The organism is Leclercia sp. AS011 (genome assembly GCF_037152535.1).
In the GTDB taxonomy this organism is placed as follows: Bacteria; Pseudomonadota; Gammaproteobacteria; order Enterobacterales; family Enterobacteriaceae; genus Enterobacter.
Genome location: NZ_JBBCMA010000002.1, coordinates 350,278 through 375,035, shown reverse-complemented (window position 1 = coordinate 375,035; position 24,758 = coordinate 350,278). Strand labels below are relative to the sequence as shown.

General features: G+C 55.9%; 21 protein-coding genes. 11 read left to right on the top strand and 10 right to left on the bottom strand.

Features of this window, described 5'->3' with window-relative positions; all coding sequences use genetic code 11:
• The first annotated feature begins 6 nt into the window (after positions 1 to 6).
• A complete protein-coding gene (locus tag WFO70_RS14195; RefSeq protein ID WP_337016932.1) occupies positions 7 to 801 on the top strand; it encodes a DUF2950 family protein in 795 nt (264 codons plus the stop codon).
• A 57-nt stretch (positions 802 to 858) separates the two neighbouring features.
• On the opposite strand, the gene lpdA is transcribed toward WFO70_RS14195, so the two are convergent.
• The 4 genes from lpdA to pdhR all read right to left on the bottom strand — a co-directional run bounded on the left by lpdA (position 859) and on the right by pdhR (position 7,921).
• Complete coding sequence (gene lpdA / locus WFO70_RS14190) at positions 859 to 2,283, bottom strand: dihydrolipoyl dehydrogenase (RefSeq protein ID WP_337016931.1); 1,425 nt, start codon at positions 2,281 to 2,283, stop codon at positions 859 to 861.
• 175 nt (positions 2,284 to 2,458) lie between these two features.
• Positions 2,459 to 4,357 (bottom strand): pyruvate dehydrogenase complex dihydrolipoyllysine-residue acetyltransferase, encoded by a 1,899-nt coding sequence (aceF, locus tag WFO70_RS14185; RefSeq protein ID WP_337016930.1) that lies wholly within the window; start codon positions 4,355 to 4,357, stop codon positions 2,459 to 2,461.
• A 14-nt stretch (positions 4,358 to 4,371) separates the two neighbouring features.
• Positions 4,372 to 7,035, bottom strand: a complete 2,664-nt coding sequence (gene aceE, locus WFO70_RS14180) for a pyruvate dehydrogenase (acetyl-transferring), homodimeric type (RefSeq protein ID WP_333851391.1) — start codon at positions 7,033 to 7,035, stop codon at positions 4,372 to 4,374.
• Positions 7,036 to 7,156: 121 nt separating this feature from the next.
• Complete coding sequence (gene pdhR / locus WFO70_RS14175; protein WP_103947083.1) at positions 7,157 to 7,921, bottom strand: pyruvate dehydrogenase complex transcriptional repressor PdhR; 765 nt, start codon at positions 7,919 to 7,921, stop codon at positions 7,157 to 7,159.
• A 539-nt stretch (positions 7,922 to 8,460) separates the two neighbouring features.
• Between pdhR and aroP the strand changes: the two genes are divergently transcribed.
• The 3 genes from aroP to WFO70_RS14160 all read left to right on the top strand — a co-directional run bounded on the left by aroP (position 8,461) and on the right by WFO70_RS14160 (position 12,351).
• Positions 8,461 to 9,831 (top strand): aromatic amino acid transporter AroP, encoded by a 1,371-nt coding sequence (aroP, locus tag WFO70_RS14170; protein ID WP_337016929.1) that lies wholly within the window; start codon positions 8,461 to 8,463, stop codon positions 9,829 to 9,831.
• Between the two features lie 161 nt (positions 9,832 to 9,992).
• Positions 9,993 to 11,390, top strand: coding sequence for an MFS transporter (locus tag WFO70_RS14165; RefSeq protein WP_337016928.1), 1,398 nt, complete (start codon positions 9,993 to 9,995; stop codon positions 11,388 to 11,390).
• Positions 11,391 to 11,400: 10 nt separating this feature from the next.
• The gene (locus tag WFO70_RS14160; protein ID WP_337016927.1) at positions 11,401 to 12,351 is read left to right on the top strand and encodes a glycoside hydrolase family 43 protein; all 951 of its coding nucleotides are present in this window, start codon (positions 11,401 to 11,403) and stop codon (positions 12,349 to 12,351) included.
• An 18-nt stretch (positions 12,352 to 12,369) separates the two neighbouring features.
• Here WFO70_RS14160 and ampE read toward each other — a convergent pair whose 3' ends face one another.
• Together ampE and ampD are read right to left on the bottom strand one after the other, a co-directional pair.
• Positions 12,370 to 13,224, bottom strand: a complete 855-nt coding sequence (gene ampE, locus WFO70_RS14155; RefSeq protein ID WP_337016926.1) for a beta-lactamase regulator AmpE — start codon at positions 13,222 to 13,224, stop codon at positions 12,370 to 12,372.
• The gene (gene ampD / locus WFO70_RS14150) at positions 13,221 to 13,784 is read right to left on the bottom strand and encodes a 1,6-anhydro-N-acetylmuramyl-L-alanine amidase AmpD (RefSeq protein WP_337016925.1); all 564 of its coding nucleotides are present in this window, start codon (positions 13,782 to 13,784) and stop codon (positions 13,221 to 13,223) included. Before ampD ends, ampE begins: the two co-directional genes overlap by 4 nt.
• Positions 13,785 to 13,871: 87 nt before the next feature.
• Here ampD and nadC point away from each other — a divergent pair, with 87 nt between their 5' ends.
• The 4 genes from nadC to hofC all read left to right on the top strand — a co-directional run bounded on the left by nadC (position 13,872) and on the right by hofC (position 17,970).
• Positions 13,872 to 14,765, top strand: a complete 894-nt coding sequence (gene nadC, locus WFO70_RS14145; protein ID WP_337016924.1) for a carboxylating nicotinate-nucleotide diphosphorylase — start codon at positions 13,872 to 13,874, stop codon at positions 14,763 to 14,765.
• Positions 14,766 to 14,949: 184 nt separating this feature from the next.
• Entirely contained in the window at positions 14,950 to 15,399 is a 450-nt protein-coding gene (gene ppdD / locus WFO70_RS14140) for a prepilin peptidase-dependent pilin (RefSeq protein WP_337016923.1), read from the top strand.
• Positions 15,399 to 16,784: a type II secretion system protein GspE gene (gene gspE / locus WFO70_RS14135; RefSeq protein ID WP_337016922.1), complete on the top strand. Its 1,386-nt coding sequence runs from the start codon at positions 15,399 to 15,401 to the stop codon at positions 16,782 to 16,784. The genes ppdD and gspE overlap by 1 nt, the downstream gene beginning before the upstream one ends.
• Entirely contained in the window at positions 16,774 to 17,970 is a 1,197-nt protein-coding gene (hofC, locus tag WFO70_RS14130) for a protein transport protein HofC (RefSeq protein WP_337016921.1), read from the top strand. The genes gspE and hofC overlap by 11 nt, the downstream gene beginning before the upstream one ends.
• A gap of 31 nt (positions 17,971 to 18,001) precedes the next feature.
• Here the strand turns inward: hofC and WFO70_RS14125 are convergent, their stop codons facing one another.
• Entirely contained in the window at positions 18,002 to 19,045 is a 1,044-nt protein-coding gene (locus WFO70_RS14125; RefSeq protein WP_337016920.1) for a GMP reductase, read from the bottom strand.
• Between the two features lie 235 nt (positions 19,046 to 19,280).
• Here WFO70_RS14125 and coaE point away from each other — a divergent pair, with 235 nt between their 5' ends.
• Genes coaE through yacG form a run of 3 tightly spaced genes read left to right on the top strand, consistent with a single transcriptional unit; the run spans position 19,281 to position 20,839 of the window.
• Entirely contained in the window at positions 19,281 to 19,892 is a 612-nt protein-coding gene (gene coaE, locus WFO70_RS14120) for a dephospho-CoA kinase (protein ID WP_337016919.1), read from the top strand.
• Positions 19,892 to 20,635, top strand: coding sequence for a cell division protein ZapD (gene zapD, locus WFO70_RS14115; protein WP_337016918.1), 744 nt, complete (start codon positions 19,892 to 19,894; stop codon positions 20,633 to 20,635). Before coaE ends, zapD begins: the two co-directional genes overlap by 1 nt.
• Before the next feature lie 9 nt (positions 20,636 to 20,644).
• Entirely contained in the window at positions 20,645 to 20,839 is a 195-nt protein-coding gene (yacG, locus tag WFO70_RS14110) for a DNA gyrase inhibitor YacG (protein WP_337016917.1), read from the top strand.
• Between the two features lie 34 nt (positions 20,840 to 20,873).
• Here yacG and mutT read toward each other — a convergent pair whose 3' ends face one another.
• The 3 genes from mutT to secM are packed head-to-tail and all read right to left on the bottom strand — an operon-like array spanning position 20,874 to position 24,592.
• Positions 20,874 to 21,266, bottom strand: coding sequence for an 8-oxo-dGTP diphosphatase MutT (gene mutT, locus WFO70_RS14105; protein WP_337016916.1), 393 nt, complete (start codon positions 21,264 to 21,266; stop codon positions 20,874 to 20,876).
• A 57-nt stretch (positions 21,267 to 21,323) separates the two neighbouring features.
• Positions 21,324 to 24,029, bottom strand: a complete 2,706-nt coding sequence (gene secA, locus WFO70_RS14100) for a preprotein translocase subunit SecA (RefSeq protein WP_337016915.1) — start codon at positions 24,027 to 24,029, stop codon at positions 21,324 to 21,326.
• 59 nt (positions 24,030 to 24,088) lie between these two features.
• On the bottom strand, positions 24,089 to 24,592 hold the full coding sequence (gene secM / locus WFO70_RS14095) for a secA translation cis-regulator SecM (protein ID WP_337016914.1): 504 nt from the start codon (positions 24,590 to 24,592) through the stop codon (positions 24,089 to 24,091).
• Positions 24,593 to 24,758 lie beyond the last annotated feature (166 nt).

The window sequence follows — 24,758 nt, the reverse complement described above, 5'->3', positions numbered from 1 at the left end:
GCGACAATGAAAAGTAAATTACTCAGCGGAATGATGTTGTTCATGGTATCGACTGGCGTCTTTGCCCAACAACATTTCAGCACGCCCGAACAGGCAACCGATGCGCTGGCGAAGGCCATCAGCGAGCAGAACGACAAGGAACTTGGCAACCTGCTCGGCGAGGACTGGCGCACCTTTTTACCCTCCGATGGCGTCGATCCGGAGGCGGTAGATCGCTTTAAACGCGACTGGCAGGTGAACCATAACACGGTGATCGACGGCGATATGGCCTGGCTGACGGTAGGCGAATACCACTGGCAGCTGCCGATCCCGGTGGTGAAACGCGCAGAGGGCTGGCAGTTCGACATGCAGGAAGCCAAAGAGGAGATCCTCAACCGCGAAGTGGGCCGCAACGAGCTGGCCGCTATCGAGGCGCTGCACGCCTATGTGGATGCCCAGGAGAGCTATCACGCCCTCACCAGCCGGTATGCACAGAAAATTGTCAGCAGCGAGGGTAAAAAAGATGGACTCTACTGGCCGGTGAAACCCGGTGAAGCCCCCAGCCCGCTCGGCCCGGCCTTCAGCCCGAAAGAGCCCGGTCAGGGGTATCATGGCTACCACTTCCGCATCCTGCCGGACAGCAAATCAGGCTTCGCGATGATTGCCTGGCCGGTGAGCTACGGCGAGACCGGGGTGATGAGCTTTATGATTAACGGCGACGATCGGGTCTGGCAGGCCAACCTGGGTGACAAGTCAGCGGAGGAAGCGAAAGCGATGCCGATCTTTAACCCGGCCGATCGCTGGCAGCTGGTGGCGCAGTAGGTTTTGCAGAATAAAAAAAAGCGGCTCAGGAGCCGCTTTTTTCATGCCGGAAGAAAATTACTTCTTCTTCGCTTTCGCGTTTGGCAGGTCGGTGATGCTGCCTTCAAACACTTCTGCCGCCAGGCCAACAGACTCGTGCAGAGTCGGGTGAGCGTGGATGGTCAGCGCGATGTCTTCAGCGTCACAGCCCATTTCGATCGCCAGGCCGATCTCACCCAGCAGCTCGCCGCCGTTGGTGCCGACAATCGCACCACCGATCACGCGGTGAGTCTCTTTGTCGAAGATCAGTTTGGTCATACCGTCTGCGCAGTCGGAAGCGATAGCACGGCCAGAAGCAGCCCACGGGAAGGTGGCGGTTTCGTAGCTGATGCCTTTCTCTTTCGCTTCTTTCTCGGTCAGACCCACCCAGGCAACTTCTGGCTCGGTGTAGGCGATAGATGGGATCACTTTCGGATCGAAGTAGTGCTTCATGCCGGCGATAACTTCAGCGGCAACGTGGCCTTCGTGAACACCTTTGTGCGCCAGCATTGGCTGACCGACGATATCGCCGATAGCAAAGATGTGCGGCACGTTAGTGCGCAGCTGCTTGTCAACGCGGATGAAGCCACGGTCGTCAACTTCCACGCCCGCTGCGCCTGCATTGAGGTTTTTACCGTTCGGCACACGGCCGATGGCTACCAGCACGGCGTCGTAACGCTGTGGTTCTGCAGGGGCTTTTTTGCCTTCCATGGAAACGTAAATACCGTCTTCTTTCGCTTCAACGGCAGTCACTTTGGTTTCCAGCATCAGGTTGAACTTCTTGCTGATGCGTTTGGTGAAGACTTTAACGATGTCTTTGTCAGCAGCCGGGATAACCTGGTCGAACATTTCAACCACGTCAATCTGTGAACCCAGCGCATGGTACACGGTACCCATTTCCAGACCGATGATACCGCCACCCATAACCAGCAGGCGTTCCGGAACGGTTTTCAGCTCCAGCGCGTCGGTGGAGTCCCACACGCGTGGATCTTCATGTGGAATGAACGGCAGTTCGATCGGACGGGAGCCCGCCGCGATGATCGCGTTGTCGAAGTTGATCACGGTTTTGCCGTTTTCACCTTCCACTTCCAGGGTGTTTGCCCCGGTAAATTTACCCAGACCGTTTACCACTTTCACTTTACGGCCTTTGGCCATACCGGCCAGACCACCGGTCAGCTGAGTGATAACTTTCTCTTTCCAGGTACGAATCTTGTCGATATCGGTTTTCGGCTCGCCGAAGACGATACCGTGTTCAGCCAGCGCTTTGGCTTCTTCGATAACTTTCGCTACGTGCAGCAGCGCTTTAGAAGGGATACAGCCGACGTTCAGACAAACACCGCCGAGGGTGTTGTAACGTTCTACGATGACGGTTTCCAGACCTAAATCCGCGGCGCGGAATGCTGCGGAATAACCTGCCGGGCCTGCCCCAAGTACTACGACCTGAGTTTTGATTTCTGTGCTCATCATGACCTCTTAATTTATACCCGTCGTCCACCGGGTCGTTCTATCCGCTCGCATTTTACAAAATTGTTAACAATTTTGAAACAACAAACGGCTCACGAATTGTCGCTTTCGCCGATAACCTCACAACCATCAGGAGATTACCAGAAAAAAGCCGGCCGATTGGCCGGCTCTTCGATTACATCACCAGGCGGCGAATGTCGCTCAGGGTGTTATTGATGATGGTGATGAAGCGCGCACCATCAGCACCGTCGATCACGCGGTGGTCGAAGGAGAGAGAAATCGGCATCATCAGACGCGGCATAAACTCTTTCCCGTTCCACACTGGCTCCATCGCAGACTTGGAGACACCGAGGATCGCCACTTCCGGCGCGTTAACAATCGGTGCGAAGTGGGTGGTACCCAGGCCGCCGATGCTGGAGATAGTGAAGCAGCCGCCCTGCATTTCGCCGGCAGTCAGCTTACCATCACGCGCTTTCTTGGAGATGGTGGTCAGTTCACGGGACAGCTCAGTGATGCTCTTCTTGTTCACATCTTTGAAGACCGGAACAACCAGACCATTTGGCGTATCAACCGCAACACCGATGTTGATGTATTTCTTCAGCGTCAGCTTCTGGCCGTCTTCGGACAGGGAGCTGTTGAAGCGTGGCATCTGCTCAAGGGCAGCGGCAACGGCTTTCATGATGAAGACCACTGGGGTGAATTTCACGTCCAGCTTGCGCTTCTCAGCTTCGGCGTTCTGCTGTTTACGGAACGCTTCCAGATCGGTGATATCGGTTTTATCGAAGTGGGTAACGTGCGGGATCATTACCCAGTTACGGCTCAGGTTGGCACCAGAGATCTTCTGGATACGGCCCAGTTCCACTTCTTCGATTTCGCCGAACTTGCTGAAGTCCACTTTCGGCCATGGCAGCATGCCCGGGATACCGCCACCGGTGGCAGCAGCAGGTGCCGCTTCAGCACGCTTAACCGCGTCTTTCACGTAAGCCTGAACGTCTTCGCGCAGGATACGGCCTTTACGACCGGTGCCTTTCACTTTCGCCAGGTTCACACCGAATTCGCGCGCCAGGCGACGAATCAGCGGGGTCGCGTGGACGTAAGCGTCGTTTTCAGCGAACTCAGATTTGCCTTCTGCTTTCGCAGCAGGAGCCGCAGCAGGTTTAGCAGCCTGAGCCGGTGCAGCAGCTGGTGCTGGAGCAGCAGCTGCCGGAGCCGCAGCAGGCGCAGCGCCTTCCACTTCGAAGACCATGATCAGAGAGCCGGTAGACACTTTGTCGCCGGTGCTGATTTTAATCTCTTTAACGGTACCCGCGAACGGCGCAGGGACTTCCATAGAAGCCTTGTCGCCTTCAACGGTGATCAGTGACTGCTCAGCGGCAACTTTGTCGCCCACTTTCACCATCACTTCGGTCACTTCAACTTCGTCACCGCCGATGTCCGGTACGTTAACGTCTTTCGCGCCGCCAGCCGCAGCTGGTGCAGCAGCCGGAGCCGGAGCAGCGGCCTGTGCTGGCGCGGCAGCAGGTGCAGCACCCGCCACTTCGAAGACCATGATCAGAGAGCCGGTAGACACTTTGTCACCGGTGCTGATCTTGATCTCTTTAACGGTACCGGCGAACGGAGCTGGCACTTCCATAGAGGCTTTGTCGCCTTCTACGGTGATCAGTGACTGCTCAGCGGCAACGGTGTCGCCCACTTTCACCAGGATTTCAGTGACTTCAACTTCGTCACCGCCGATGTCAGGCACGTTCACTTCTTTCGCGCTCGCGGCAGCGGCTGGAGCAGCGGCGGCCGGAGCGGCTTCTTTCTTCTCTTCCTGCGCAGGTGCAGCAGCTGCTGCACCGTCGGCGGAATCGAAAATCATGATCAGTTTGCCGGTCTCGGTTTTATCGCCAACAGAGACTTTGATCTCTTTAACGATGCCAGCCTGAGGAGACGGGACTTCCATAGAGGCTTTGTCGCCTTCTACGGTGATCAGCGACTGTTCAGCTTCAACTTTGTCGCCCACTTTGACCAGGATCTCGGTGATTTCAACTTCATCAGCCCCGATGTCCGGTACATTGATTTCGATAGCCATTATTCTTTTACCTCTTACGCCAGACGCGGGTTAACTTTTTCTGCATCGATGTTGAATTTGGTGATTGCGTCTGCAACCACTTTCTTATCGATTTCGCCACGTTTAGCCAGTTCGCCCAGTGCTGCTACAACCACGTAAGAAGCATCAACTTCGAAGTGGTGACGCAGGTTTTCGCGGCTGTCAGAACGACCGAAGCCGTCAGTACCCAGTACGCGATAATCATCAGCTGGAACGTAAGTACGAACCTGCTCAGCGAACAGTTTCATATAGTCAGTAGACGCCACCGCTGGTGCATCGTTCATCACCTGAGCGATGTACGGAACACGTGGGGTTTCCAGTGGGTGCAGCATGTTCCAGCGCTCACAATCCTGGCCATCACGTGCCAGTTCGGTGAAGGAGGTCACGCTGTAGACATCAGAACCTACGCCGTAGTCGTTCGCCAGGATCTGTGCTGCTTCACGGACGTGACGCAGGATAGAGCCGGAGCCCAGCAGCTGAACTTTACCTTTGCTACCTGCCACGGTTTCGAGTTTGTAGATACCTTTACGGATACCTTCCTCGGCACCTGCTGGCATAGCCGGCATGTGGTAGTTTTCGTTCAGAGTGGTGATGTAGTAGTAAATGTTCTCTTGTGCTTCACCGTACATACGGGTCAGACCGTCATGCATGATGACTGCCACTTCGTACGCGTAAGACGGGTCGTAAGAGATACAGTTAGGGATAGTCAGAGACTGAATGTGGCTGTGGCCATCTTCGTGCTGCAGACCTTCACCGTTCAGGGTCGTACGACCGGAAGTACCACCTACCAGGAAGCCGCGAGCCTGCTGGTCGCCAGCCTGCCAGCACAGGTCACCGATACGCTGGAACCCGAACATGGAGTAGTAGATGTAGAACGGGATCATCGGCAGGTTGTTGGTGCTGTAAGAGGTCGCAGCAGCCAGCCAGGATGCGCCGGCACCCAGTTCGTTGATACCTTCCTGCAGGATCTGACCTTTCTCGTCTTCTTTGTAGTATGCAACCTGCTCGCGGTCCTGCGGGGTGTACTGCTGACCGTTCGGGCTGTAGATACCGATCTGACGGAACAGACCTTCCATACCGAAGGTACGCGCTTCGTCAGCGATGATTGGAACCAGACGATCTTTGATCGACTTGTTCTTCAGCATCACGTTCAGGGCACGCACGAAGGCGATAGTGGTGGAGATCTCTTTGTTCTGCTCTTCCAGCAGCTGAGAGAAGTCTTCCAGCGCTGGCAGTTCCAGTTTCTCGGTGAAGTTCACCTGACGGGACGGCAGGTAGCCGTTCAGTTTCTGACGCTGAGCGTGCAGATAGGTGTGCTCTTCAGAACCTTCCGGGAAGGTGATGTAAGAGAGGTTTTCAACCTGCTCGTCGGTCACTGGAACGTTGAAACGGTCGCGGATATAACGCACGCCGTCCATGTTCATTTTCTTAACCTGGTGCGCGATGTTTTTACCTTCGGCGGTGTCACCCATGCCATAACCTTTAATGGTATGTGCAAGGATTACAGTTGCTTTGCCTTTGGTTTCCTGCGCTTTTTTCAGTGCAGCGTAGACTTTCTTCGGATCGTGACCACCACGGTTCAGGGCCCAGATCTGCTCATCAGTCCAGTCTGCAACCAGCGCTGCGGTCTCAGGGTATTTACCGAAGAAGTGCTCACGTACGTAGGCACCGTCTTTGGATTTGAAGGTCTGGTAGTCGCCGTCAACGGTTTCCTGCATCAGCTGCATCAGCTTACCGCTGGTGTCTTTACGCAGCAGCTCATCCCAACGACCGCCCCACATGACTTTAATCACGTTCCAGCCAGCACCTGCGAAGATGCCTTCCAGTTCGTTGATGATCTTGCCGTTACCGGTTACCGGACCATCCAGACGCTGCAGGTTACAGTTGATGATGAAGCACAGGTTGTCCAGCTTCTCACGGGTCGCGATGGTGATCGCACCTTTAGATTCTGGCTCATCCATCTCGCCGTCACCCAGGAAGGCGTAAACGGTCTGCTGGGAGGTGTCTTTCAGACCACGGTGTTCCAGATATTTCAGGAATTTAGCCTGGTAGATCGCACCGATTGGACCCAGACCCATGGATACGGTCGGGAACTGCCAGAATTCTGGCATCAGTTTCGGGTGTGGGTAAGAAGACAGGCCTTTACCGTGAACTTCCTGACGGAAGTTGTTCATCTGCTCTTCAGTCAGACGACCTTCCAGGAAAGCACGTGCGTACACGCCCGGAGAGATGTGGCCCTGGAAGTACACCAGGTCGCCGCCGTCTTTCTCGGTGCGCGCGCGGAAGAAGTGGTTGAAGCACACTTCATAAACGGTTGCAGAAGACTGGAAGGACGCCATGTGGCCGCCCAGCTCCAGATCTTTTTTGGACGCGCGCAGAACGGTCATGATGGCGTTCCAGCGAATTGCAGAACGGATGCGGCGTTCCAGATCCAGATTGCCCGGGTATTCCGGTTCGTCTTCGACGGCAATCGTGTTTACGTAGTTGTTAGCCCCTGCACCTGCAGCTACTTTCACGCCACCTTTGCGGGCTTCAGAAAGCATCTGTTCAATCAGATACTGAGCGCGCTCAACACCTTCTTCACGGATGACCGATTCGATCGCCTGTTGCCAGTCGCGAGTTTCGATCGGATCCACGTCATTTTGGAGACGTTCTGACATGGGGGTATTCCTTATCTATCTAATACGTTGATTTGTCTGGAACCTGTCCCATTGTATTTTCGCCAGAAAACACAATAAGACAGGTTCTGCGTTTAGTTGCCGCGCTCTAAAAAACTGGCGCTTAATCCTTTCGTTGCTGTATGCGGCGCAGTGAACGTTCTCGACGACTCTGTTCACGGCTGCGGTCCAGCAAGATTTCCTCAATGAAAGCCAAGTGGCGGTGCGACGCTTCACGCGCCTGCTCCGGTTCCCCGGCCATTATCGCCTCGAATACTCGGGTGCGATGGTTGCTGACCAGCGGGAGCATCTCCCGACGGGCATACAACAATTCAAAATTCTGACGAACGTTCTGGGCAAGCATTGGCTCCATGCAGCGTAGCAGATGGAGGAGTACCACGTTGTGGGCTGCTTCAGTGACGGCAATTTGATACTGGACAACGGCGTCGGACTCGGCGTCGAGATCGCCGGACTGCTGGGCCCGTTCAATGGCCTGATGGAGTTCGCGAATGCGTTCACGATCTTCATCGTTGCTGCGCAGCGCCGCGTAATAAGCCGCGATGCCCTCAAGCGCGTGACGGGTCTCAAGCAGATCGAACTGGGATTCTGGGTGGTCGGAGAGCAGCTCCACTAACGGGTCGCTGAAGCTCTGCCACAGGCTGTTTTGCACAAAGGTTCCGCCACCCTGGCGACGAAGCAGCAGGCCCTTGGCTTCGAGACGTTGAATCGCCTCACGCAGCGAGGGACGGGACACGTCGAACTGTTTTGCCAGTTCGCGTTCAGGAGGCAGTTTTTCACCGGGGCGCAGGGTCCCCTCAAGGATCAAAAACTCCAGCTGCTGCTCAATCACATCGGATAATTTTGGTTGGCGAATTTTGCTGTAGGCCATATTCCCTGTCTTACGCCTTTTTGCCCGGAGTCAATTGGTCTTACCAATTTCATGTTCGTATCGCTAAAGTAACAAAGTATTCACCTTCTGTCCATATTGGTTTTGATTGAAATCAGTAAACCCTGCTTATTTTAACAACCTTACAGAAATAACGTTTCAAAAATGTAACTCTGCACAAATGAATTGATTACTCCCAAAGAGGCAGTTTTAACTTTATCGAAACGGGGAAAAGTGCGATCTGAACCGATTTAGCGGCGCAAAAAATGAAAAACTGCCCACTTATGGCGCATTTTTATTCTATAGGTTGATAAAGGGACTTAAACGGGACGATTTACAAATGCTTTCTTTTTATTCGAACTCGCTTTCTCCTCGCATAAAGCAGGTGCATTCGCCGTCGCTTAACACTATTCTTGCGAATACGGAAGACACATCCGTTTTTTTTCAGCCAATTGAACCGTAAACTAATAAATACATGAAATGGAATTTCATAATTACACACGCCAGAGCGTGAACATAACAACCACACACGAGGTTTCATAATGGATGGTCAACAGCATGGCGATCAGCTGAAGCGCGGCCTTAAAAACCGCCATATTCAGCTTATCGCTCTCGGTGGCGCTATCGGTACCGGCCTGTTCCTGGGCAGCGCATCGGTTATTCAGTCTGCCGGTCCGGGTATTATTCTGGGTTATGCCATTGCCGGTTTTATCGCCTTTCTTATTATGCGTCAGCTGGGTGAAATGGTGGTCGAAGAGCCGGTAGCCGGTTCCTTTAGCCATTTTGCTTATAAATACTGGGGCAGCTTTGCCGGGTTCGCTTCCGGCTGGAACTACTGGGTGCTGTATGTGCTGGTGGCGATGGCGGAACTGACCGCGGTCGGTAAATACGTCCAGTTCTGGTGGCCTGAGATCCCGACCTGGGTCTCCGCGGCGGTCTTCTTCGTGGTGATTAACGCCATTAACCTCACCAACGTAAAAGTGTTCGGTGAGATGGAGTTCTGGTTCGCCATTATTAAAGTGATCGCGGTTGTGGCGATGATCCTCTTCGGCGGCTGGCTGCTGTTCAGCGGCAACGGCGGCCCGCAGGCAAGCGTAAGCAACCTCTGGGATCAGGGCGGCTTCCTGCCGCACGGCATGACCGGCCTGGTGATGATGATGGCGATCATTATGTTCTCGTTCGGGGGTCTTGAGCTGGTGGGTATCACTGCCGCTGAAGCCGACAACCCGGAGCAGAGCATCCCGAAAGCGACCAACCAGGTGATCTACCGTATCCTGATCTTCTATGTGGGCTCGCTGGCCGTGCTGCTCTCTCTGCTGCCGTGGACCCGCGTCACCGCTGACACCAGCCCGTTCGTTCTGATCTTCCACGAGCTGGGCGACACCTTTGTGGCTAACGCCCTGAACGTGGTGGTACTGACTGCGGCGCTGTCGGTCTATAACAGCTGCGTTTACTGCAACAGCCGCATGCTGTTCGGCCTGGCCCAGCAGGGTAATGCCCCGAAAGCGCTGCTCAACGTGGATAAGCGTGGCGTGCCGGTGAACACCATTATCGTATCGGCGATCGTTACCGCGCTGTGCGTACTGATCAACTACCTGGCACCGGAATCAGCCTTCGGCCTGCTGATGGCACTGGTGGTCTCCGCCCTGGTGATCAACTGGGCGATGATCAGCCTGGCGCACATGAAGTTCCGTCGTGCGAAGCAGCAGCAGGGCGTGAAGACGCGCTTCCCTGCCCTGCTCTACCCGCTGGGTAACTGGGTCTGCCTGATCTTCATGGCGGCGGTACTGGTTATCATGCTGATGACCCCGGGCATGGCGATTTCGGTCTACCTTATCCCGGTCTGGATTGTCATCCTCGGCATCGGCTATATGTTCAAAGAAAAAAATGCCAAAGCCGTAAAAGCGCATTAATGCTCTTCCCCTCTGCGTCTCCGGGGACGCAGAGGGTTGTTACCTTCCTCACACTTTCCCGCCAATAGCCATTTAATCCATATCACCGACGTTATCCTGCAACGCATATTTTGCTTTGGCAGCGAATAATTCTCTCCATACCGTAACTCGGAGAATCGTCGATGGATAACAATAAACTGTCAGTAAAAGAAAAGATCGGCTATGGGATGGGCGACGCCGGATGTAACATTATTTTTGGCGCCATCATGTTGTTTGTGAACTATTTTTATACGGATATTTTTGGCCTGGCCCCGGCGCTGGTAGGCGTTCTGCTGCTCTCCGTGCGGGTTATCGACGCGGTTACCGATCCGATTATGGGTGCCATTGCCGATCGTACCCGCAGTAAGTATGGGCGTTTTCGTCCATGGCTTTTATGGATCGCCTTCCCCTATGCGTTGTTCAGTATCCTGATGTTTACCACTCCGGACTGGACCTACAACAGCAAAGTTATCTATGCCTTTGTCACCTACTTCCTGCTCTCTCTGACCTATACGGCGATCAACATTCCTTACTGCTCGCTGGGAGGCGTCATTACTAACGATCCTAAGGAGCGCGTGGCCTGTCAGTCCTATCGCTTCGTGATGGTCGGTATCGCCACCCTGCTGCTGTCCCTGACGCTGTTGCCGATGGCCGACTGGTTCGGCGGCGAGGACAAAGCCAAAGGCTACCAGATGGCGATGACCGTGCTGGCGCTGATTGGCACCTGCATGTTCCTGTTCAGCTTCTCTACCGTGCGCGAGCGCGTGCGTCCGGCGGTGCAAACCAATGACGAGCTGAAAAACGACCTGAAAGACGTGTGGAAGAACGACCAGTGGGTACGCATTCTGCTGCTGACCCTGTGTAACGTCTGCCCGGGCTTTATCCGCATGGCGGCTACCATGTATTACGTCACCTGGGTGATGGGCCAGAGCACCCACTTCGCCACCCTGTTTATCAGCCTGGGCGTGGTGGGCATGATGCTCGGCAGCGTGCTGGCAAAAGTGCTGACCGACCGCTGGTGCAAACTGAAGGTCTTCTTCTGGACCAACATCGTGCTGGCGATCTTCTCCACCGCCTTCTATTTCTTCGACCCGAAAGCCACCGTGACCATTGTGGTGCTCTACTTCCTGCTGAACATCCTGCACCAGATCCCGTCTCCGTTGCACTGGTCGCTGATGGCCGACGTGGATGACTACGGCGAATGGAAAACCGGGAAACGTATCACCGGGATCAGCTTCTCCGGCAACATCTTTTTCCTCAAGCTGGGCCTGGCGATTGCCGGGGCGATGGTGGGCTTCCTGCTCTCCTGGTACGGTTATGACGCGGGTGCCAAAGCGCAGAGCGCGGACGCCATTAACGGCATCGTACTGCTCTTTACCGTCATTCCTGGCGTCGGCTACCTCATTACCGCGGGCGTGGTGCGTCTGCTGAAGGTCGATCGCGAAACCATGAAGCAGATTCAGGAAGACCTGGAAAAACGTCGCACCAATTACCGTGAACTGAGCGACTATCAGGAACTGAAAGCCGCAGAGACAAAATAAGGAGAGCCAAATGCATCAGTGGCCAAACCCGTTTATCGAACAACGTGCCGACCCGTACATTTTACGCCATGAGGGGCAGTACTATTTTATCGCCTCCGTGCCGCAGTACGACCGGCTGGCGATCCGCCGCGCCGACTCGCTGGAAGGGCTGCGCAGCGCCGATGAAGTGGTGGTGTGGCGCAAGCCCGATACCGGCCCGATGAGTCAGCTGATCTGGGCCCCGGAACTGCACAATATCGACGGCAAGTGGTACATCTATTTTGCCGCTACGCACACCCAGGCGCTGGATAAGCTCGGGATGTTCCAGCACCGGATGTTCGCCCTGGAGTGTGCCGACAGCGACCCGCTTACCGGCACCTGGGTTGAAAAAGGGCAGATAAAAACCCCGTTCGACACCTTTGCGCTGGACGCCACTACCTTTGTTCACCAGGGGAAACGCTGGTACCTCTGGGCGCAAAAAGCCCCGGATATCACCGGTAACTCGAACCTGTACCTGTGCGAAATGGAAAACCCCTGGACGCTAAAAGGCGAGCCGGTAATGCTCAGCAAACCGGAGTATGACTGGGAGTGTCGCGGGTTCTGGGTAAACGAAGGCCCGGCGGTGCTGTTCCACGGCGAGCGGTTGTTTGTCAGCTACTCCGCCAGCGCTACCGATGAAAACTACTGCATGGGGCTGCTGTGGATCGATCTGCATGCCGACCCGCAGAATCCGGCGAACTGGCATAAATCACCGCAGCCGGTATTCACCACCAGCTATGAAAATCGCCAGTACGGTCCGGGACACAACAGCTTTACGCAAACGCCGGAAGGGGAGGATGTGCTGGTGTATCACGCGCGTAATTACACCGAAATTGAGGGCGACCCGCTGTACGATCCGAACCGCCACACCCGCCTGAAGCGGGTTCGCTGGAATGAAAACGGGATGCCTGATTTTGGCATCCCGTCAGCGGATACAGTGTAAGACCTGCGGCACGCGGGTTTAGATCAGCGTGCCGTAAATCGTCAGCAGCGCCACAATCACCACCACCACAAAAGAGGTTTTCTTGGCCATTGAAACCGCCGCTTTCGGCGTTTCGATCTTATCGGTGTGCGGCTCACGCGCCAGCGAGAACTGCGCCAGACGCGTTAACACCAGGTACTGCGAGGTATGGCGATCCCCCAGCGAGGCGAACCATGCTGGCAAGGCTTTCTCACCATGCCCGATCAGGGCATACACCACCCCGAACAGCCGCACCGGCAGCCAGTCCAGCACGTGCAGAATGGCGTCGATCCCGGACAGCAACCGCTCGTGTGGCGTCAGGTAGCGCGCCAGCCAGCTCTGCCAGGCGCGTAAAAACGCATAGCCCATCAGCAGCACCGGGCCCCACACGCCGCCCACCACAAACCAGAACAGCGGGGCCAGGTAGAAACGGTAGTTAATCCACAGCAGCGCGTTCTGCAGTTCGCGTAAAAACTCGCGTTCGTTGCACTCCGGCGGGACGCCGTGGATCAGCGTCAGCTCGCTGGCCATCGCCCCGCGGGCATGGGCATCATTGTTGGTTGCCGCCTTCAGATACGCATGGTAGTGCAGACGCACCTTGCCCGCGCCAATGCAGAGGACCCCGAGCAGGATCCACATCACCAGCAGCGGCACATTAAAGAACAGGCCATACAGCGACCGCAGCAGCAGAAACACCACAAGCATCACCCCCGCCGTCATCAGCAGGGTGCGGATCATGGAAAAATGGCGGATGCGACGAAACAGCACTTCCATCCGGTGATCCAGATGCCAGTGTTCGCCCAGCTTGAACAAACGCTCAGCGATCATCACCAGCAGCATGGTAAATAACGTCATGTCATCTCCTTATCTGACAGGGCGGTAAGCAGTGTGTTAAAGCGTTGCCAGTCAAACGCCGGGCCAGGGTCGGTCTTGCGCTGCGGGGCAATATCGCTGTGTCCGGTCACATTGCGGGCAATAGCCGGGTAGAGGCGGATAAGGGTGCGCGTCACCGCGGCCAGCTGCTGATACTGCGCATCGGTGTAAGGCAGCGTATCCGTCCCTTCCAGCTCGATGCCAATAGAGAAATCATTGCAACGTTCGCGCCCCTGATACTGAGAAACGCCCGCATGCCAGGCACGTTTATCAAAGGGAACATACTGGACGATTTCACCGTCACGGCGAATCAGACAATGGGCAGAAACGCGCAGGTGGGCGATCTCCGCAAAAAAGGGGTGAGCATCGGGATCGATTGTCCCGGTGAATAGCGCGTCAATCCACGGACCGCCAAATTCGCCAGGCGGCAGGCTGATGTTATGCACTACCAGCAGCGACGGGATCTCGTCCTCCGGGCGGCAATCGTGGTGTGGCGAAGGAACACGCCGTGCATCTGCCAGCCAGCCATGTTCTGAGTGCATGCAGGATCTCCTTATATATGGTGCTGATTCCCGGTTCAGAGTAGCATGTTTCAATCTTATGATTCGTTACCAATTTGGAGTTTTAACATGCCGCCTCGCCGCTACAACCCCGACCACAGACGTAACGTACTGCTGGAGCGTATAAATCTCGATATTCCAGTAAGCGTCGCCAATGCGCTGCGTGAAGATCTGGGTGGAGACGTCAATGCTGACAACGACATTACCGCTCAGCTGCTGGCGGAAGACGCCCGTTCCCACGCGGTGGTGATCACCCGTGAGGACGGTGTTTTCTGTGGTAAACGTTGGGTGGAAGAGGTCTTTATCCAGCTGGCCGGTGACGGTGTGAAGGTGACGTGGCATGTCGACGATGGCGACAGCATTACTGCTAACCAGCCGCTGTTTGAGCTCGAGGGCTCATCGCGCGTCCTGCTGACCGGTGAACGCACCGCGCTGAACTTTGTCCAGACGCTCTCCGGCGTCGCCAGCGAAGCTCGCCGCTATGTCGATCTGCTGGAAGGGACAAATACCCAACTGCTGGACACGCGCAAAACGCTGCCCGGCCTGCGTACTGCCCTGAAATATGCCGTGCTGTGCGGCGGCGGTGCCAACCACCGTCTGGGGTTATCCGATGCGTTCCTTATTAAAGAGAACCACATTATCGCCTCCGGCTCCGTGCGCCAGGCGGTGGAAAAAGCCTTCTGGCTGCATCCGGATGTGCCGGTGGAAGTGGAAGTGGAGAACCTGCAGGAGCTGGACGATGCGCTGAAAGCCGGGGCCGACATCATCATGCTGGATAACTTCAAAACTGAAGAGATGCGTGAGGCGGTGAAACGCACCAACGGCCAGGCTCGCCTCGAGGTCTCCGGCAACGTGACGCACGAAACTCTGCGCGAATTTGCCGAAACCGGCGTCGATTTCATCTCCGTTGGCGCGCTGACCAAACACATTCGCGCCCTCGACCTGTCGATGCGCTTTCGCTAAGTGACAAAAAGCCCGGTCTATACAGGCCGGGCAAGCCTGATTTACGACCCGCCCCGCAAAGCTTCTGCACTGTTCTGTAACGACTGCACATCCCGCTGAATCACGCTTCACGAATCGATTTTTGCCTCTCGCCCCTGGTCTGCCCTGCTGCCACAGTAGCGTGCATCAACATAAGGAGCGACCCATGGAAAGACAAAAAGGATTTACCCTCATTGAGTTAATGGTAGTTATTGGCATCGTGGCCATCCTCAGCGCGATTGGCATTCCGGCTTACCAGAACTACCTGCGAAAAGCCGCCCTCACCGACATGCTGCAAACCTTTATGCCCTACCGCACCGCAGTCGAACTCTGCGCTCTCGATCATGGCGGGACAGAGAGCTGCGATGCGGGTGTTAATGGTATCCCCTCCCCGGCAACCAGCCGCTATGTCTCCGGGATGAGCGTCGCCAAAGGTGCCGTCACCCTGACCGGCCAGGAGAGCCTTAACGGTCTCGAGGTGGTGATGACCCCACAGTGGGATAACGGCAACGGTATTACCGGCTGGAAGCGACTCTGCACCGTGGCGGAAGACAGCGCGCTGAAGCAGGCCTGCGAAGAGGTGTTCCGCTTTACGGCTGCGCAGGAGAGCGAGTAATGAACGCCGAGCGCTTAACGGCCCTGTGTCGGCGTCACAACGCCCTCCTGCTGACCTGCGCCCCGGAGAGAATCAATATTGCAGTGGTCGGCAACCCGCCGCCCGACCTACTGGAGGCGTTACGTTTTGCGACGCAAAAAAGAATCGATATCGAATGCTGGACCGCCGAGCGCATGGAAAAGCACCAGCAGGCCACGTCGGAGGCACATCTGCCCGTGGTCGCCAGCTCGACGCGTTCCGCCATCGACATCCTTAACCAAACCCTGACCCAGGCGCTGAGCCAGCGGGCGTCGGATATTCATATTGAGCCCGCCGACGAAAGCTGGCAGATCCGGTTACGCATTGACGGCGTGCTCTATCCGCAGCAACCGCTCTCCGCTGAACTTGGTACTTCACTTATCGCCAGGCTGAAGGTGCTGGGCAATCTCGATATCGCCGAGCGTCGCTTACCCCAGGACGGGCAATTCACGGTCGAACTTTCGGGCTCCCCCGTTTCGTTTCGTATTGCCACGCTTCCCTGTCGCAGCGGCGAAAAAATCGTCCTGCGACTTCTGCAACAGGAGCAACAGGCGCTGCAGCTTGAACAACTGGGGATGAGCGAAACCCAGCAACGGCTGTTCGCCAGCGCGCTGCACAAATCCCAGGGGCTGATTCTGGTGACCGGCCCCACCGGCAGCGGCAAAACCGTTACCCTTTACAGCGCCTTGCAGGCCCGGAACACGCCAGAAGTGAACATCTGCAGCGTAGAAGATCCGGTCGAAATCCCGCTGGACGGGCTGAATCAGACCCCCATTAACCCCCGGGCGGGGTTAACCTTCCAGAGCGTGCTGCGGGCATTTTTGCGCCAGGACCCCGACATCATCATGGTGGGTGAAATACGCGATGGCGAAACGGCGGAGATCGCCATCAACGCCGCCCAGACCGGGCATCTGGTGCTGTCGACACTGCATACCAACTCTACCGCAGAGACGCTGGTGCGCCTGCAGCAGATGGGCGTGGCGCGCTGGATGATCTCGTCGGCGCTGTCTCTGGTGATCGCTCAGCGGCTGGTGCGTCGACTCTGCCCACACTGCCGTACCGAAGTGCGCCGGGACGCCCCCTTACCCCAGGCGCTGTGGCCCCGGCCATTGCCGCACTGGCAGCCCGTAGGCTGTGACCGCTGCTATCACGGATTTTATGGCCGGGTGGCGATCTTCGAAGTGATGGTGATCACCCGGGAACTGCGCGCCGCCATCGCTGGTGGAGCATCGGTGGAGGATATTGAAAAACTGGCCCGGCAGACGGGCATGATCACACTGTTTGAGCACGGCTGCATGGCGGTAGAACAAGGACACACCACGCTCGGGGAGCTGGTGCAGATGCTGGGCGAATCAGATGGCAGGTAATCAACTCTGGCGCTGGCGGGCGCTCAGCCAGCAGGGGGAACAGCAAACAGGCGCGATCTGGGCTCCCGACAAGCAGACGGCGTGGAACCTCCTGTTGGGTCGGGATCTTTTCCCCCTGGAACTCAAACGAAGCCTGCTACAGACGCGCTGGCAGGCGCAGCATCGCTACGAGGCGATCCACCAGTTGGCGACGCTGCTGCAGGCAGGCTTAACGCTCTCAGCAGGTCTGGCCCTTCTGGCCCAGCAGCACCCCGTCCGGCAGTGGCAGGCGCTGTTGCAAAGCGTGGCTGACGATCTCAGCGCCGGGTGCGCCTTTTCAGATGCCCTGAAAAAGTGGCCGCACGTCTTCCCTCCCCTCTATATTTCGATGATGAAAACGGGGGAGCTGACCGGCAAGCTCGATGAATGTTGTCGTCAGCTGGCGCGGCAGCAAAAAACGCAGCAACAGCTCGGAGCGAAGGTGAAAAAGGCGCTGCGCTATCCGGTGATTATTCTCACCCTGGCCTTCGCCGTGGTACTGGCGATGGTGACCCTGGTGCTGCCGGAGTTTGCCGCGATCTACAAAACCTTCAACACCCCCTTACCGGCGCTGACCCGGGCGGTGATGGCGCTGGCAGACGCACTTCAGGAACGGGGGGCCGGGCTGATACTCTGTCTGTTGGCAGCGGCGTCTGGCCTGATGTTTATTCACCGTAACCGCCGATGGCAACGCGCCACGCAGCGCCTGCTGCTGAACAGTCCGGTGGTGGGCCCGCTGGTGCGTGGACAAAAGCTCAGCCAGATCTTTACCGTTCTGTCGCTCACGCAGCAGTCAGGCATCGCCTTTATCCAGGGACTGGAAAGTACGGAAGAGACGCTGACGTGCCCCTTCTGGCAGGAGAAACTACAGACGATACGCCAGCGCATCATGCAGGGGGCGCCTGTCTGGTCTGCCCTGAGTGAAGCAGAGATCTTTACACCGCTGTGCATTCAGCTCGTGCGCACTGGCGAAGCGTCGGGGTCGCTGGATACGATGTTAAGTAATCTGGCGCAGCATCATAATGAACAGACTTTTCAGCAAGCCGACAATCTGGCCTCGCTGCTGGAGCCTCTGCTGTTGATAGTGACGGGATTAATCATCGGCACGCTGGTGGTCGCGATGTATCTGCCGATTTTTCATCTGGGGGATGCGATGAGTGCGGGATGACGCTGGCGCGAAACGCGCCAGCGAGAGAGCATTACAGGCTGTTGAAAACGCGGTTTTCCTGTTCCTGAACGCGGATAAAGGTGGTGCGCTTGGTCAGCTCTTTCAGACGGGATGCGCCCACATAGGTGCATGCAGAGCGCAGGCCACCCAGGATATCACGCGCGGTATTCTCAACCGGGCCACGCAGTGGCAGCTTAACGGTTTTACCTTCTGCCGCACGATACTGCGCAACACCGCCCACGTGACGGTTCATCGCGGATTCAGAGCTCATGCCGTAGAACAGCATGAATTTTTCACCGTTTTCATCAACCACGGTACCGCCGCTCTCTTCGTGACCAGCCAGCATTCCGCCAAGCATCACGAAGTCTGCGCCGCCGCCAAAGGCTTTCGCTACGTCACCCGGCGTGGTGCAACCGCCGTCGCTGATGATCTGGCCGCCGAGGCCGTGAGCGGCGTCAGCACACTCGATCACCGCAGAGAGCTGGGGATAGCCAACACCGGTTTTCACGCGGGTGGTGCAGACAGAGCCCGGGCCAATGCCCACTTTCACAATGTCTGCCCCGGACAGGATCAGCTCTTCACACATTTCACCGGTAACCACGTTACCTGCAATAATGGTTTTGGTCGGCCAGGCCTGGCGCGCTTTGCTGACGAACTGCACGAAATGCTCGGAGTAACCATTCGCGACATCAATACAGATGAAGTTCAGGTTTGGGTTAGCAATAAGGATCTGTTTCGTTTTTTCGAAATCGGCGTCGGAGGTGCCGGTGGAAACCATCACATGCTTGAGAACGGTTTCAGATACGGAGCCTGCAAATTCATTCCACTCTTCGATGCTGTAGTGTTTGTGCACCGCAGTCAGAATGTCGAAGGAAGCCAGCGCTTTTGCCATTGCAAAAGTCCCAACCGTATCCATGTTAGCGGCGATTACAGGTACGCCAGACCAGGTCTGACCGGAATGCTTAAAGGTGAATTCACGTTCGAGTTCAACGTCAGAGCGACTTTTCAGAGTAGAACGTTTAGGGCGGATAAGAACGTCTTTGAAACCTAACTTCAGATCTTCTTCGATACGCATTTGCGGATTCCTGGGGTACTGGGGTAAATGTCGAAAAACGAAACACACAACTCCAGTGACGCTATCATACGCACTAATACCTGTTGCGCAAGACTGCGAAAATCACTTTTTTTACGCTACAATCCTATAAATTTACCTGGTAAAAAGTCCGTAAGCAGAGCTTAACCTTTGCAGTTAAAAGATTAAATCTTAAGCAATTGATATCAATAATGAATATTTCCCAGGATTTTAATTAATGGGGTACATCGTTGCATTAACGGGAGGCATTGGCAGTGGCAAAAGCACTGTGGCCGACGCCTTCTCTCGTCTGGGTGTCACGATTATTGATGCCGACATCATTGCCCGCCAGGTGGTAGAGCCAGGTACACCCGCATTACACGCTATCGCAGAACACTTCGGCCGCGATATTATCGCGCCTGACGGAACCCTTAACCGCCGGTTATTGCGCGAACGCATTTTCTCGCATCCTGAAGAAAAAGCCTGGCTTAACGCCCTGCTGCATCCGCTGATCCAGCAGGAGACGCAGAAGCAGATATCGCAGGCGACCTCACCCTATGTCCTATGGGTCGTACCGCTTCTGGTGGAAAATAAGCTCCACGACAAAGCTGACCGGGTGCTGGTGGTAGACGTCTCTGTGGCAACCCAAATTCAACGCACCATCGCCCGCGATAATGTCCCGCGCGAACATGCTGAACAAATTCTTGCCGCGCAGGCCACGCGTGAAGCGCGCCTTGCCGTCGCGGATGATGTTATTAATAATGACGGCGCACCGGATGCCATTGCCTCCGATGTTGCCCGCCTGCATCAGTACTACCTGGCGCAGGCCGTTTTACAGGAAAAAGCCTAATGCACACCCACGTTCTTTTTGAGCATCCCCTCAATGAAAAAATGCGTACCTGGCTGCGCATCGAGTTTTTAATCCAGCAGCTTTCGGGCCTCCTGCCGGTACACGACCACACCACGGCGCTGCATTTTTTCCGTAACGTAGGCGACCTGCTGGATGTGTTAGAGCGTGGCGAAGTTCGTACTGATTTACTGAAAGAGCTGGAGCGTCAGCAGCGTAAATTGCAGGCCTGGGCCGAAGTGCCGGGCGTGGATAACAGCCGTATCGACAGCCTGCGTCAGCAGTTGAAACACAACAGCACGGTATTGATGGCTGCACCGCGTATCGGCCAGTTTTTGCGGGAAGATCGCCTGGTAGCACTGGTGCGTCAGCGCCTGAGCATTCCTGGCGGCTGCTGCAGTTTCGATTTGCCGACCCTGCATATCTGGCTGCATATGCCCCAGGAACAGCGCGATGTGCAGGTACAAAGCTGGCTCAGCAGCCTTGAGCCGCTGACCCAGGCGCTATCGCTGATCCTCGATTTGATCCGCAACTCCGCACCGTTCCGCAAGCAGACCAGCCTGAACGGTTTTTATCAGGATAACGGCGAGGATGCCGATCTGCTGCGCCTGCAGCTAACCCTTGCCGATCAGCTTTATCCGCAAATTTCAGGTCACAAGAGCCGCTTTGCGATTCGTTTTATGCCGCTCGACAGTGAGCATGGTATGGTGCCGGAACGTCTCGACTTTGAGCTGGCGTGTTGTTAAGGAGTCATGATGTCTGATGTAACCACCGTGAACTGCCCCACCTGTGGGAAGCCTGTCATCTGGGGCGAACAGAGTCCTTTTCGCCCTTTTTGCTGCAAACGTTGCCAGCTGATCGATCTCGGTGAATGGGCCGCAGAAGAGAAACGCATTCCAAGCGAAGGCGGGCTCTCCGACAGCGATGACTGGAGCGAAGACCAGCAGTAACGGTTATAGCCTGCTGGCGCTTCGCTGGGCAGGCTTACAGATTACCCACCAATCGGGTAATGACGGGCGCATTTGCCGGCGGGAACTTGTCGGCATCCAGCGCGCTCAGCGCAACCCAGCTTCCAGGCTGCCCCTCTTTGCCCCACGGCTCCCCTTCCCAGCTTTCCACCAGCCAGAACCACAGGGTGATATGGCGATCGGGAAACGCATATTCGAGCTTATCGAACAGCGTCGCGCCGAGTGGGGTGATCCCTACCTCTTCCTGAAGCTCGCGGATCAGCGCCTGCTCCGGCGTTTCGCCAGACTCAATCTTCCCGCCCGGGAACTCCCACTTATTCGCCATGTGCGCGTCCGCCGCACGCTGGGTAATAAAAATTTGGTTATCGGAATTGCGAATGATCCCGACAGCGATTTGCAGTGTTTTCATTGTCTTGATTCCATAAAAAAGGCGCAGATATCTGCGCCTTTTCAGTTGGTTTAATGCTTAGCTCAGACGGCCATGGCACTGTTTGTATTTTTTACCGGAACCGCATGGGCACGGATCGTTACGGCCAACCTTACGCTCACCGGCCTGCGCAGCAATCGCGGCAGCGGCAGCTTCTTCGTCGTCCTGATGGCTGAGCTGCTGCATCTGGGCCAGACGTTCAGCCTCTTCGCGGCGCTGCTGCTCCATCTCTTCAACTTCTTCCGGCATGCGCACCTGTACCTTGCTCAGGGTGCTGATCACTTCATATTTCAGGGATTCCAGCATCGAGGCAAACATGGCGAAGGATTCGCGCTTGTACTCCTGCTTCGGATCTTTTTGTGCATAGCCGCGCAGGTGGATGCCCTGACGCAGATAGTCCATCGCCGCCAGGTGCTCTTTCCACAGGGAGTCCAGCGTTTGCAGCATCACGCCTTTCTCGAAGTGACGCATCATCTCAGCGCCGACCACTTCTTCTTTACGCTGATAAACTTCAATGGCGGTCGCAAAAATACGCTCGCGCAGGGTCTCTTCGTGCAGCTCCGGCTCTTTATCCAGCCACTCCTGAATCGGCAGGTCCAGATCGAAGTCGTTTTTCAGACGCGCCTGCAGGCCTTCGATATCCCACATCTCCTCCAGGGACTGCGGAGGAATGTGACCATCGAGGGTCGCCTTGAAGACGTCTTCACGGATGCTGTTGATGGTTTCGCTCACGTCGGACACGTCCAGCAGTTCGTTACGCTGGGTGTAGATCGCGCGACGCTGGTCGTTGGCCACGTCATCATATTCAAGCAGCTGCTTACGAATATCGAAGTTACGGCTTTCAACTTTACGCTGGGCGTTGGCGATAGCTTTGGTTACCCACGGGTGCTCAATCGCTTCGCCCGGCTTCATGCCCAGCTTACGCATCATGCCCGACACACGGTCAGAGGCGAAAATACGCATCAGCGCATCTTCCATCGACAGGTAGAAGCGGGATGAACCGGCATCACCCTGGCGACCCGCACGACCACGCAGCTGGTTGTCGATACGACGGGATTCATGACGTTCAGTACCGATGATATGCAGACCGCCCGCGGCCAGAACGGCATCGTGACGAACCTGCCAGTCGGCTTTGATCTGCGCGATCTGTTCCGGGGTTGGGTTTTCCAGCGCGGCCACTTCTGCCTGCCAGCTACCGCCCAGCATGATGTCGGTACCACGTCCCGCCATGTTGGTGGCGATGGTCACGGCTGCCGGGTAACCCGCCTGGGCAACGATATCCGCTTCTTTGGCGTGGAACTTGGCGTTCAGAACGTTGTGTTTGATCCCGGCTTTAGTCAGCTCTTCGGAGACCACTTCTGATTTTTCGATGGAGATGGTACCCACCAGAACCGGCTGGCCCGCGGCGGTACGGTCGCGAATATCTTCGATGATAGCCTGAATTTTTTCCGCTTCGGTCATGTAGACCAGGTCCGGCATATCCTTACGGATCATCGGACGGTTAGTTGGAACCACCACGGTATCCAGCTTGTAGATAGAGCTGAATTCAAAGGCTTCGGTATCCGCCGTACCGGTCATCCCCGCCAGCTTCTCGTACAGACGGAAGTAGTTCTGGAAGGTAATAGAGGCCAGCGTCTGGTTTTCATTCTGAATATCCACGCCTTCTTTGGCTTCCACCGCCTGGTGCAGACCATCAGACCAGCGGCGACCCTGCATGGTACGGCCGGTGTGTTCGTCGACGATAATGACTTCGCCATCTTTAACGATGTAGTCCACGTCACGGGTAAAGAGCACGTGCGCACGCAGCGCTGCGGTCACGTGGTGCATCAGCATGATGTTGCTCGGGGAGTAGAGTGACTCACCCTCTTCCATAATGCCCTGCGCAACCAGCAGCTCTTCGATCTGGACCAGACCACGCTCGGTCAGGTTCACCTGACGGGCTTTTTCGTCCACGGAGAAGTGACCTTCACCCTGGAAGGTGTCGGAATCCTCTTTTTCCTGACGGATCAGGTGTGGAATGATTTTGTCGACTTTGCGATACATCTCGGAGCTGTCTTCAGCCGGGCCGGAGATGATCAGCGGGGTACGGGCTTCATCGATCAGGATGGAGTCCACCTCATCCACCAGCGCATAGTGCAGTTTACGCTGAACGCGCTCTTCCGGGCTGAATGCCATGTTATCGCGCAGGTAGTCAAAACCGTATTCGTTGTTGGTACCGTAGGTGATGTCTGCGTTGTAGGCTTCGCGTTTCGCCGGTGCCGGCAGGCCTGACATGTTGATCCCGACGCTCATGCCGAGGAATTCGAACAGTGGACGGTTGTTTTCGGCGTCACGCTGCGCCAGATAGTCGTTGACGGTGACGACGTGCACGCCTTTACCTGACAGAGCGTTAAGGTAAGCAGGCAGGGTTGCGGTCAGGGTTTTACCTTCACCGGTACGCATCTCAGCGATACAGCGGTCGTTCAGGACCATACCACCCAGCAGCTGCACGTCGAAGTGACGCATGCCGAACACACGCTTACTTGCTTCGCGAACTACGGCGAAGGCTTCCGGGATCAGGCTCTCAACGGTTTCGCCTTTTTCGAGACGGGCACGGAATTCGGCGGTTTTGCCTTTCAGCTCTTCATCGGAGAGTTTTTCCATCGCTGGCTCAAGACCGTTGATGACGCTGACAGCTTTGCGCATGCGGCGCAGGGTACGATCGTTACGACTACCGAAAACTTTAGTTAGTAATTTGATTAACATAATAAATTCTCAAACGCCCCATCATGGGCAGTTAAATTAAGGTATTGAAAAGGTTTAATTTAGCTGAGGCGTTGAGGTCCGGCGCGGATGCCCTGTACCTGGCTAATCCAGGCGGATACGGAGAAAACGGATTGTGGATAAAACGCAGCAAGAGCAACCTGACGAACAATGATCGGCGGCTCGCTCTGCTGGGTCAGCAGCGTATTGAGTGTATCCAGCAGCGCCAGGTGGTGCGCCTGAACCGGCAGGGATTCTTCAACAGCTGGCAGCGCCTGCGGTGCCATGGCGAAAGAGAGATGACGAATAACGGTGCGGATAGCATGCTGATGCCAGTAATCCACCGTGAAATTCGGTCGGCGGTTCGCTTCCAGCAGGGCAAGGTTAGTGAAATTAACCCGCGTGTTCAGGTCTTGTCGGGAGGTGGCGGTCTTCGCAGGGTTAGCCGCCTCGGCGTTACTGTTAAGCGCAGGCAGGCCAAGGCTTGCCGCGACCATCCCCAGAAGGAGATGCGGCCAGAAGTAACGTCTGCCAAATTGTCGCCAGCGCGTCAGAATTCCGCTCAATTGCCCCACCACAAGTAAGTAAGCCTTCAGGCTCACCGTATGATTTTTATTTTTTCGCGCCCAGATATTACCATCAATGCGACGGTACAGCAGCAGTAATAAGGCACGCAGGAGGTTAAAAATGGTGATGAAATCAGCAAACGCGCCATTGACTACGGCTAATCAG